This is a genomic window from Sphingobium olei (genome assembly GCF_042678845.1).
Lineage (GTDB): Bacteria > Pseudomonadota > Alphaproteobacteria > Sphingomonadales > Sphingomonadaceae > Sphingobium > Sphingobium olei.
The window spans coordinates 355,969-367,334 of the sequence record NZ_JBHTLS010000135.1; the positions used below are offsets into that span (position 1 = coordinate 355,969).

The 11,366-nt window shown below is 66.8% G+C and carries 7 protein-coding genes; 1 reads left to right on the top strand and 6 read right to left on the bottom strand.

The features are described from left to right. Nucleotide 1: 1 nt before the first annotated feature. The 6 genes from ACFQ24_RS21515 to ACFQ24_RS21540 form a co-directional block, all read right to left on the bottom strand. Complete coding sequence (locus tag ACFQ24_RS21515) at nucleotides 2-1,912, bottom strand: NPCBM/NEW2 domain-containing protein (RefSeq protein ID WP_380915021.1); 1,911 nt, start codon at nucleotides 1,910-1,912, stop codon at nucleotides 2-4. Beyond that, nucleotides 1,909-4,242, bottom strand: a complete 2,334-nt coding sequence (locus ACFQ24_RS21520; protein ID WP_380915023.1) for a glycoside hydrolase family 95 protein — start codon at nucleotides 4,240-4,242, stop codon at nucleotides 1,909-1,911. The genes ACFQ24_RS21515 and ACFQ24_RS21520 overlap by 4 nt, the downstream gene beginning before the upstream one ends. Beyond that, nucleotides 4,239-5,801 carry a glycoside hydrolase family 43 protein gene (locus tag ACFQ24_RS21525; RefSeq protein WP_380915025.1) on the bottom strand — a complete coding sequence of 521 codons (1,563 nt, stop codon included), beginning with the start codon at nucleotides 5,799-5,801 and terminating at the stop codon, nucleotides 4,239-4,241. The genes ACFQ24_RS21520 and ACFQ24_RS21525 overlap by 4 nt, the downstream gene beginning before the upstream one ends. Continuing rightward, a complete protein-coding gene (locus ACFQ24_RS21530; RefSeq protein ID WP_380915027.1) occupies nucleotides 5,798-7,468 on the bottom strand; it encodes a glycoside hydrolase family 43 protein in 1,671 nt (556 codons plus the stop codon). The genes ACFQ24_RS21525 and ACFQ24_RS21530 overlap by 4 nt, the downstream gene beginning before the upstream one ends. A 67-nt stretch (nucleotides 7,469-7,535) precedes the next feature. Further along, complete coding sequence (locus ACFQ24_RS21535; protein WP_380915029.1) at nucleotides 7,536-8,522, bottom strand: glycoside hydrolase family 43 protein; 987 nt, start codon at nucleotides 8,520-8,522, stop codon at nucleotides 7,536-7,538. Nucleotides 8,523-8,546: 24 nt separating this feature from the next. Further along, complete coding sequence (locus ACFQ24_RS21540) at nucleotides 8,547-10,211, bottom strand: carboxylesterase/lipase family protein (protein ID WP_380915031.1); 1,665 nt, start codon at nucleotides 10,209-10,211, stop codon at nucleotides 8,547-8,549. A gap of 248 nt (nucleotides 10,212-10,459) precedes the next feature. Between ACFQ24_RS21540 and ACFQ24_RS21545 the strand changes: the two genes are divergently transcribed. Beyond that, nucleotides 10,460-11,356 (top strand): hypothetical protein, encoded by an 897-nt coding sequence (locus tag ACFQ24_RS21545; RefSeq protein WP_380915033.1) that lies wholly within the window; start codon nucleotides 10,460-10,462, stop codon nucleotides 11,354-11,356. Nucleotides 11,357-11,366 lie beyond the last annotated feature (10 nt).

Consider the following 11,366-nt stretch of genomic DNA (forward strand, 5'->3'; position numbering starts at 1 on the left):
GTCAGCGCAGGAGCGCGGCGTCCCCCCAGCTGACGGGCACGGCGTTGCCCTTTACCCCATCGGCGCGGGCGACGAGTTCGAGCAGCTTCACGCCCTTGACGTCAGCGGCGATGGCCTGCGCTGGCTGGCCCCGGCGGAGCGGCGGGGTGCTGGCGAGCGGCTTGCCGTCACCATAGAGGAAGAAGCGCACCGGCTGGTCGCCGTCCAATGCGCTGTCGTCCACGCCGACCTGCGCCGAGAATCGGGCGAAGCCGGCGTTGCGCACTTCCAGGCGGCTGTTGGCGAGGATGCCGACGCCCGAGGTGAAAGTCTTGCCCGCGATCGTCAGCGGCTGGTTGTAGGGGGTGAAGTCCGCCATCGCGCCGCCCCAGCCGGCATACATGGGGCGCTCGCCAATGCCGCGCGTACCGCGCCAGTTGGGGATCGAGCGGTAGATGGTGGGATCGGGTTCGGGCTGGACCACGCCATCGGCGGCCGGGTTCACCATGCCGGGCTGTTCGGAGAGATAGAGGCCGTCGGCCAGCACCCGTTCGCCCTTTGCCCGGAAGACGACGGTTTCGCGCGGCGCGACGCGCAGCTTCATTTCCTTGGTGAAGTCGCTCTTGGCTCCGGTCCAGAGATTGGCGAGTGCGACCGGGCGGTCGGCGCGGAACTTGAGGTGATCGGCAGTGAGCACGGCGTCGATGGGGGCAAGGCCGCGATTGAACAGCGCAACGGCCTTGTCGCCGTTCGCGAGCGTCTTGACGAGGATCTGGAAGCCGTCCGCGTCGAAGGCCATCACTGCCTGGTTGCCGGCGGAATCCTGATTGAGGGCGATGAGGTCGGCATTGCCGAAAATGTCGATCAGCGGCTGCGGCGTCGAGCGCAGGTCCGCGCCGATCAGCAGCGGCGCGTTCAGCATCGCCCAGAGCGCGAAGTGGGAGCGCGCCTCCGTCAGGTGATCCGCGTCGAAATCGCCCTTGCCGATGAAGAGCATGTCGGGATCGTTCCAGCTGCCCGGATGCGCATAGAAGGCGCGGCGGGCGGCGCTGTCAAAATTGGTGAGCATCCGGCCCCAGTCGGCGGAGATGTCGTCGCTGGTGCGGGAGATGTTGCCCACGTCCTTGCCCCAGCTGCGGACATTGGCGCTGCCCCAGATGCAGAGCGAGAGCATATAGTCGCCGTCTGGATTGTAGCGGGCGAGCGACTGGTTGATGTCGGCGAACAGCGCCTTCACCGCCGGGACGTTCGAGCGGGTGACGCTGTGCTGGTCGATGATGGGGACGAGCGCGCGGAACTGGCCGCTCCGCACGCGGGGCGCATCGTCCGCGAAGGCGCGGATGCCGCAGCCGTCCACCTTGATCGCGTCGAAACCCCAATCGGAAAAGAAGAGGCGGATGTCCTTGTCGGTGTGGCCGTAGAGGCCGACTTCCCGTTCCGCCACAGTGCCTTCGGGCAGCTGGGTCGGGCCGTCCGAATAGGCCTGCGAACAGGTGTTGCGGCCAAGGTCGGAATAGATGCCCGCCTTGAACCCCATGGCGTGGAGCCGGTCGGTGAGGGGGCGGAAGGAGGGCGTGCCCTTGTTCCTGCCGGTGAGCGCGGAGGGGAATTTGTCCGCGCGCAGGATCAGGCGATCATCGCTGGTGCGGCGCTTCAAGGCCCAGCCATCGTCGATGTTGATGTAGCGATAGCCCTTTTCCGCGAGGCCGCTGTCGAGGATGCGACGGGCCGAGCCCATCAGCTTCTCCTCGTCGATTTCGGTGAAGAAGGCGTTCCAGCTGTTCCAGCCCATCGGCGGAAGCTGGGCGCTGCCCGCTGCATAGGCGGTCCAGCGGCCGGTGGGAGCGAGCGGGTCGGCGGGGGCGGTTTGGGCGGACAGGCTGGTTCCGGCGCAGAGCAGGGCGATCGGCAGGAGGAAGCGGCGCAGGGTCATGCGAAATCCTTGGGGGTCAGCGTGACCGGCGTTCCGGCCTTGAGCGTCAGGGTACGGCTTTTCCCGCCGAGGCGGACGGTGCGGGGGCCGGACAGGGCGGGGCGGAGGATCGCGCGGTCGAGGGTGCCGTCCCGCCAGTGGACGTCCACGGCGCAGCGGCCCCGAGCCTGGAGGCCGGTGACGCGGCCGGCCGGCCAGGCTTTCGGCAAGGCGGGCAGCAGGTCGATCCTGTCGCCATGGCTGTCCATCAGCATTTCGACGATGCCCGCCGCGCCGCCGAAATTGCCGTCGATCTGGAAGGGCGGATGCGCGTCGAACATATTGGGATAGGTGCGTTCGGGGCCGAGCAGGAAGCGCAGTATCTCATGCGCGTGATCGCCTTCGCGCAGCCGCGCCCACAGGTTGATGCGCCATGCGGTCGCCCAGCCGGTCGCGCGGTCGCCGCGTATCTCCAGCGTGCGGCGGGCGGCGGCGGCGAGCGCGGGGGTGCCTTCCGGCGTAATCTGGCGCGACGGATGCAGGCCGTAGAGATGCGAGACGTGGCGGTGATTCTGTTCGGGCGCGTCGCTGTCCCAATCCTGCTGCCATTCCTGAAGCTGGCCCTGACGTCCGACCTTGTAGGGGGCGAGTTTGTCGCGGGCGGCGCGCATCTCCGCGACGAGCGGCGCGTCGGTGCCCAGGATCGTGGCGGCCTCCATCGTCTGGGTGAAGAGGTCGCGCAGGATGCCCATGTCCATCGTCGGCCCGGCGCAGATGGTGCCGCCATGGCCGTGGGGATTTTCGGGGCTCATCGACGGGTTGGTGACGAGGAAGCCGGTGGTCGGATCGCGCTGGAGCGTGTCGAGGAAGAAGCGGGCGGAGCCTGCCAGCAGCGGGTAGATTGACGCGAGGTAAGTGCGGTCGCGGTTATAGTCGTAATGATCCCACAGATGCGTGCAGAGCCACGCGCCGCCGGTGGGCCAGAGGCCGAACTGCGCGCCGTCGATGGGGGCGGTGGCGCGCCAGAAGTCCGTGTTGTGATGCGCCACCCAGCCGCGCGCGCCATACATGGTCCGCGCGGTGCGCGCGCCCGTGACGGCGAGTTCGCGCACCATCTGGACCAGCGGCTCGACGCATTCGCCCAGCGCCACCGGCTCGGCGGGCCAATAATTCATCTCCGTATTGATGTTGATCGTATATTTGGAGCCCCAGGGGGGATTGAGGCTGTCGTTCCAGAGGCCCTGAAGATTGGCGGGCTGGCCGCCGGGGCGGGACGAACAGATCAGCAGATAGCGGGCATAGTGGAAATAGAGGGCGGCGAGCGCGGGATCGTCGCTGGTCTGGGAGGCGGCGATGCGCTCGTCGGTCGGGAGTGCAGCAGCGGGCGTGGTGCCGAGGTCGAGCGCGACGCGGCGGAACAGGCGCTGGTGCGCGGCGGCGGTGTCGGCGGCGATGCGCGCGAAGGGGTGGGTCTTCGCCTTTGCCAATGCCGCGGCGGTGGCGGCGAGGGGGTCGCCGGAGACATCGTCGAAGCGGCGGGCGCTGGTCGCCATGGCGAGGAGCAGGGTGACGGTCTTCGCGCCACGGATGGAGAGGCGGCCGTCGGGGCTTTGGGTCGCGCGGCCGCCGTCGATGCTGGCGGTCAGGCGGGCGGCGAAGCGGACATTGCCTTCGATGCCCTTGGACGAACCGTTGCGGCCGGTGAGGAGCAGGCCGGTGGGGCCGTCCGCCGCGATCTGAACGTCGCGCTGCGGGGAGCGGAGGGCGATGTCCACGTCGAGCTTGCCGGTCGAGGTCAGGCGGATGGCGAGGATGTTGTCGGCGGGCGACGCGATGACCTGACGGACATGGGTCGCGCCGTTCGCGGTGAAGCGCGTGGTCGCCATCGCGGCGTCGAGATCGAGCTCGCGATGATAGGCGCTTTCCTTCCCGAGGCCCGGAAAGTCGAGGATCAGGTCGCCCAGCGTCTGATAGGGCATTTGCGTGAGCGGCTTTGCCATCAGCATCTTGTTGGCGAGCGCTTCGGCTTCCTCGATCCGGCCGGCGAAGATGAGGTCGCGGACTTTGGGCAGGTTCGCCTTCGCGTCCGGGTTGACCGGGTCGTAGGGCTGTCCCGCCCAAAGAGTGCTTTCGTTGAGTTGCAGCTTTTCCTGCGCCGTGCCGCCGAAGACCATCGCGCCCAAGCGGCCGTTGCCGATGGGCAGGGCCTCCGTCCACTTGGCGGCGGGCTGGCGATACCAGAGGGTGAGCGGGTGGGGCGCGGTGGGGGCTGCGTCGGCGGGACGGACGGTGGCGAGCGCGGCGGTGCCGGCCGCCATCGCGGCAAGGCTCTCGCGGCGGCTGAGGGTCATGGCTGCACTCCTGTGGGGAGGGGTTGGAGCGTGAAGCTGTCCACGTCGAGATAGCCGCCGGTCGGGGCGGGATTGTAGCAGGAGAGGGCGATCTGCTGCCCTTGGAAGGTGCCGGTGCGCCAGTCGAAGGCGAGCGGGAAGCTGTCGCCGGCCTGCCGCCATTCGACATTGTCGAGGCTGTAGGCGACGCGGCCGAGCTTCGTGTCGAAATCCATGTCGGTGCGCAGCCAGAGAGCGCGGCCCTTGATGGGAATCGACGGGATGCGGACCTGCGTGACCGGGCCGTCCTTGGTGCTTTCGGTCAGCATCATCCGCAGCGCCTTGCCGCCCTTCGCGCCGCCGACGACCGAAAGCTGGGCATTATATTTGCCGAAGCTGCCGAGGCCGCAGACGTCGCCGGACCGGATGCCAGCGGTGTCGAGCTTTGCGATGGCGCGCATCTTCGGCCCCTGCGCCTTTTGCGTCAGCGTGTTGCGCGCGGTCCAGATGCCGTCTGCCTGGGTGGCGTGGAGGCGGAGGAAGCCAGGGCGTTCCTTGAGCGACCATTTGCTGTCGTCGGGATTATGGTTCCATTGCCATTGCAGGCCGAGCTTCGGGGCGGAGAAATTGTCGGAGGTGGGCGGCTCGGCAAAGGGATGGCCCAGAATCGGCTTTGGCGAGCGTTCGGGCACGAAGTCGGGCCGGTCGGGCGTGCCCCACCAAGGCCAGCCGTCCTTCCAGAAGATCGGGCTGATATTGGTCATGCGGCCGATCGCGCCCGCGTCCACCATGACGAAGCCGTACCAGCTGCCATCGGGCATATCGACGATCGCGCCCTGATGGCCGCCGGTCCTGTCGTCGATCGACGGCTTGGTTTCCCATGGTCCCCAGAGGCTGCGCGAGCGCGAGACGGTCATCGCCAGCTTGCCGGGGATGGCGTTGAAGAGATAATAATAGCCGTCGTGGCGGACGATCTTCGATCCTTCCGCGCCCTTGTTGTAATAGGTGACCTTCGCGGCGGTGACGGCGGAGAGATCGTCGTTGAGGGTCAGCAGCGTGACCGTGCCGTCGCTGCCGATGGAAGTGCCGAGATAGGCGGTGCCGTCGCCGTCGATGAAGAGCGCGGGGTCGAAGGCTTCGCGGTCCAGTTCCTTGTAGGTCCAGGGTCCGGTGATGCTGGCCGAGCGATAGATGCGCGTCTTGTGCCCGACCGGGGTGACCGCGAGGTAGAACATGCCCTTGTGGCGGCGGAGGCTGGCGGCGTAGAAGCCGTGGCGATAGTCGCCGCCGTTTTTCAGGTCATAGCGCGGGTCGCCATCCAGCCGGTCGACGACATGGGAGACGATGCGCCAGTTCACCAGATCCTTGGAATGAAGGATGGTGACGCCCGGCGAATTGGCGAAGGTGGTCGAGACGAAATAGAAATCATCGCCCACGCGGATGATGTCGGGATCGGGATAATCGGCGAAAAGGACGGGATTGCGGTAGGTGCCGTCGCCCTGGTCCGAGCGCCAAACTTGCGCGGGGGCGGCGGTGGCGAGCGTGGCGGCGAGCGCGAGTGCGAGGGGGCGCACGATCACGACGCCGGCGTGTAGTGATAGGGGCCGACCACCGTGCCGACGAAGCCGCCGGCCTTCTTCGTGCTGAGCAGCGTGGCGTCCACATTGGCCTTGAGCGTGCGGGTCTTGCCACCCGCGCCATAGTCGAACGCCATGGTGCCTCCGGTGATGCGGATGGTCAGCGTGATCGGGCCGGCGGTCGCGACGGGGGCGGAGGCGACCAGCGTGTCGGCGTCGGCGGCGTCGCGGGTGTAGAGCGCGACGACCGGCTTTCCGGCGATGCGGGTGAGGCCGAAGAAGAGGTTGCTGCGGTCGCTTTGCACGGCGGCGAGGCCGGCGCGGTCGCCATCCTTTTCCGGCGCATAACGCAGGGTGGTGGAGAAGGTCGCGTTGGCATGCTGCTGGCGGCGGCCGATGAAGGCGGGGACGCCGTTCAGGTCACCGATGGGCGCGCCGCTCTCCAGCTCCAGCGCGCCGTCCTTGAGAGTGTAGAAGGGCTGCTTCGGAGTGCGGATGCCGATCCATTGCATCGGCAGCGCCTTGCCGTCGAAATTCTCGACATAGGAGAAGTCGCCGCTGGTGGGGATGGGCGGCTTTGGCTGGGCGGGGAGGTTCGGCACCTTGAGCGCGTGGGGGATGGCCTGCCCGCGCGGGAGGATGACGGGCCAGCCGTCCTTCCACGTCACCGGCAGCAGGAAGGTTTCGCGGCCGATATTATAATGGTCGTCGCGGTCATAGGGGCGGACGGCGAGGAAGGTCGCCCACCAGTCGCCTTTCTGCGTCTGGACAAGCTGGGCATGACCCGCCGAGCCGATGAAGTCGGGCCGCTGCGGATCGAGATCGCGCTGGGTGAGGATGGGGTTGCCTTCATAGGGGATGTACGGCCCGCGCAGTTCCTTCGAGCGGAAGACGACCTGCGAATGGTTGACGCTGGTGCCGCCTTCGGCCGCGGTCAGATAATAATAGCCGTCCTTCTTGAAGATGTGCGGCCCTTCGATCCAGACGGGCTTCTTGGCTATGTCGACGCCACCGTTGATGAGCTGCGTGCTTTCCCCCACCATCTTGCCGGCGCGCCAGTCATATTCCTGGATCCAGATGGCGCGGTGGCCGTCATAGCGGGGCGGTTCGTTGGGGGCGCGGTTGTTGACGATATAGGCCTTGTCGCCCTCCCAGTAGATGGAGGGGTCGATGCCTTCGAAGGGCAGCCAGATGGGGTTGGACCAGGGACCGGCGGGGTTCTTCGCCGTGATGATGAAGTTGCCCTTACATTCGACGCAGGTGTTGACGATGTAGAAGGTGCCGTCGTGATAGCTGATCGCCGGGGCGAACACCGCCTGGGATATGCGGCGGCCGGTGAAATCGAGCTGTTCGGGCCGGTCGATCGCGTTGCCGATCTGGGTCCAGTTGACCAGATCCTTCGACTTGAAGATCGGCAGGCCGGGATAATGGGCGAAGGAGGAATTGACGAGATAATAGTCGTCGCCCACCCGCAGGACCGAAGGGTCGGGATAATAGCCGGTCAGGATCGGATTGCGATATTCGCCGGGCTTTACTGTCACCTTTTCGATCGACTGGCCCTTGTAGCTGAAGCTGTCGAAGCGCGCGGGCGCGGCGTTGGCGGACAGCGATGTGGACAGCAGCGCCAAAGGCAGGGCGGCGATGGCAAGGGTCCGGTACGGCACGGTCATGTCTCTCCTCCAGGCGCCGCGATGTGACGGCGGCTGCCGATCTGATAACGCTAACAATTGTCGGAGTCTATTGTTTGGGCGCGGTCACGCCGGCATCCGTTTGCACGACCGGCTTCATCGTGCCGTCAGAGTTATACTCCAGCCGTTCGACCGTGACGGCGCGGCGGCCGATCGAGCCGTTGAGGTCGCCGATGGCGAGCGCGGCATTGTGCAGGAAGATGTACCATTGCCCCTTGAACTGGGCGATGCCGGGATGAATGGTGAAGCTGTATTTGCCCGATCCGGTGAGTTCGCCGCGATAGGTCCAGGGGCCGTTGAGCGAGGTGGCGGTGGCGTAGGAAATGCGCTCGTCCCGGTGGGTGGCGCGGTCCAGCGAGGCGTAGGTGAGATAATAGAGCTTGCCGCGCTTGTGCAGCCAGGGGCCTTCCTCGAAATGGAGCGGGGTGATCTCGCGGATGGGGCCGTCCAGCTCGATCATGTTGGGCTTCAGCTTGGCGATATAGGCCTGGCGGTTGCCCCAGGCGATCCAAGTCGTGCCATCGTCGTCGGTGAAGACGGTGGGGTCGATGTCCTCCCAGCTATGGGTGCCCTTGGGCGTCATCTGGTTGGTGATGAGGGCGGAGCCCTTCGCGTCCTTGAAGGGGCCGGTGGGGGTGTCGGAAACCGCGACGGCGATTGCCTTGCCGGGATGGGTGTTGTCGTGCTCGACCGCGGCGTAGAACCAGTATTTGCCGTTCTTCTTGATCGTCTGGGAGGCCCAGGCGTCCTTCTTCGCCCATTTGAAGTCGCTGACGTTCATGATCGGGCCGTGATCGGTCCAGTGGCGCATGTCGGTGGTGGAATAGACCAGCCATTCCTTCATGTTGAACATCTCGTCCCGCTGCGCCTCGTCATGGCCGACATAGAGGTAGAGGCGGTCGCCATCGACCATCGGCGCGGGATCGGCGGTGAACTTGTCGCGGATGATGGGATTGGCGCCGGGCGCTGCGTCCTGCGAGAGGGCAGGCGTCGCCAAAGCGGCGAGGGCGAGGAAGGAAAGCAGCGTCCGGCGCATGGGGGTAAAGTCCTTGATGGGTTTTCAGGTGAGGATGATGCGGCGCGCTGCGCCTTCGGGATCGTCGACCATGCGGCACTGATCGTCGAAGACCATCGTGGCGCAGCGGGTGGCGTTGGTGGGCGTCCAGGCAAGGCCCTGCTGGCTGGGGTTGCCGGTGCGGGCGAAATTGGCCCAGGCGGTCGCCATGGTGCGGGCGAGCTTCTGCGCCTGCGGCGTGTTGCCGGTGCCCTGATCGCAGAGCGCGGTGTTGTCGAACACGAAGGCGAGATCGGCGGTGTGCCAGGCGCCCGCGACGCCATCCAATTGGGGTGACTGCCACTGGAAGAGATATTGGTAGGTGGGCGCGGCCCCGGCCTGCTTGTCGCGCAGGGCGACCATCGACTGGATGCGGTTGCGATAGCCGAGCGAGGAGACGCCGTAGGAGAGGGTGCGGATCGCCTTTTCCGGGTGATCGCGCTTCATCTGGGCGATGAGCGCGTCGGCCTTTTGCGCGCCATATTGGCCGGCAAGCTCGGCGCGCCATTCCGCCTCGGTCGGGTTGGAGCCGAAGCGCATCCCTTCCTCGCTGGTGTTGCCGATCAGCATGGGGACGTCGCGCGACACGTCGGGCGCGGCGTCGAAGAAGGAGCGGACGGTGATGACCCGGCCGTCCATCGTCGGGTTCCAGCCGACGCGCGGCGTTGTGGAGGGGCCGCCCGCCCCGCGCGGACCGTTGATCTGCTCCGCGACCTTGTTGCCCGCCGCGAAGAGCGTGGCCCAGTCCATCTTCTGCAGCGTTGCCATGTCGCGCGGGCGGACGCCCAGTTCCCGGATGACGCGGCGGGAGAAATCGCGCGATTGCTCCAGTGTGGGGATGTTGCCGCCGCCGCCCGACTGCGCCGCCGCGCGGTGGATGAGACCTTTGCCCGACGGCATGCCCATGAGCGTCGTCACCTTCGACGCGCCGCCCGACTGGCCGTAGATCATGATGCGATCGGGATTGCCGCCGAAGGCCGCGATATTTTCCCGCACCCAGCGCAGCGCGGCGATGCAGTCGGTCATGCTGACATTGACAGATTCGGCATAGGCGTCGCCGCCCATCTCCACGAGGTCGAGGAAGCCCAGCACGTTGAGGCGGTGGTTGATCGACACCTGAACCACGTCATGGTGCCGCGCCATCTGCGCGCCGTCATGCGAGGCGAGTTCGTAGGAGGAGCCGAAGGCGAAGCCGCCGCCGTGGAAATAGACCATGACCGGGCGGTTGCCCGAGAGCGAGGGCGTCCAGACGTTGAGCTTGAGCATATCCTCGCCCAGGAAGCCGTCGGTCCATTGCTGGAGGAAGGTATGTTCCTTGGCGCGGAAGCTGTGCAGCGTCTGCGGGCAGTTCGCGCCATAGGCGAGCGCGTTGTAGGGATCGGTCCAGGGCTTGGGCGGCTTGGCGGGCAGCCAGCGATTTTCGCCGCCGGTGTCGTCGCCATAGGGGATTCCCTTGAAGGTGAAGACGTCGCCCGCGACATAGCCGCGCACCGGGCCGTAGCGGGTCTTCGCGATAGCATTGCGCGGAGTGGTGCAGGTGCCGGCGCCGCCAGACGAGCGGGCCGGGCGGGTGGCGGCGGCCGCTTCGCCGGGCAGGAGCGCGGCCGCGCCGCCCAGAGACGACGCCAAAAGCGCCTGACGTCGATCGAAAAGCATGGCCCGTTCGGTCATCCAGCATCCCCTGTAAATTATCGCGATCGATTACCGCGCCGACGTTATTGCCCGCTTCGGGTGGTCGGCGGCAGAATCCTATACGATCCAGAAGGGCGGTCAATAACTCCCACAAATATTTTGCACGCCAACGTTGTCAGGCTGGATTCCGCTTATGCTGTGCCGCATGACATCGTGTAAACCGCAAAGGCGGCGCGCAAGCCGGCGCGGCCCCGCCGGCCGCATAGTCGTACATTTGGGAGAGGATGATGCGCGCGTTGATCACAGTCGGGCTGAGCTTTGTCATGGCGGCCGCCGCGTCGGCCCAGCCGGCAGTCGAGGAGGGGAGCGGCCCCTATCCCGCAATCTACGAAGCGCGGGCGGACCTGCCGGACCAGGTGGTCTATCGGCCCAGGGACTTGAGCAAGGTCGGGCGGGAACAGCTCGGCATCTATGTGTTCGGCAATGGCGGGTGCGGCGCGGACGGGACGGCGTCGCGCAATCACCTGCTGGAAATCGCGTCGCACGGCTATCTGGTGATCGCGCCGGGCCGCATACCGGGGCCGGAGCCGCGAGAGGCCGAAGCGGGCGGTGGCCCTCGTCCGGGGCAGCTGACGGCGCAGACGCGCACGGAGCAGCTGAGCCAGGCGATCGACTGGGCGCAGCGCGAGGCGGCACGGCCGGGCAGCCCGTTCCACGGCAAGGTGGCGGCGGACAAGGTGGCGGCTTCGGGCTGGAGCTGCGGCGGGTTGCAGGCGCTGAGCGTCGCGCAGGAGCCGCGCGTCAGGACCGCCGTCATCATGAACAGCGGCTTCTTCAATGAAGGGGCGAACCCGATTTCGGGCGTCGTGTCCGACAAGAAGCTGCTGAACGGACTGCACGGCCCCATCCTCTATGTGCTGGGCGGCAAGGAGGACATCGCCTACGCCAACGGGACCGACGATTATGCCCGCATCAGCGCCGTGCCGGCCGCGCTGGTCAACATCCCCGTCGGCCATGGCGGCACCTATATGCAGCCGCACGGCGGGCTGGGCGCGGAGGTGGTGGCGGCCTGGCTCGACTGGCAGCTGAAGGGCGACGCGGCGGCGGGCGCGCGGTTCAAGGGCGCGAACTGCGGCTATTGCAGCGACAAAAGGCTGACGATCGAGACCAAGGGCCTCCGCTAAACGGGTCGGC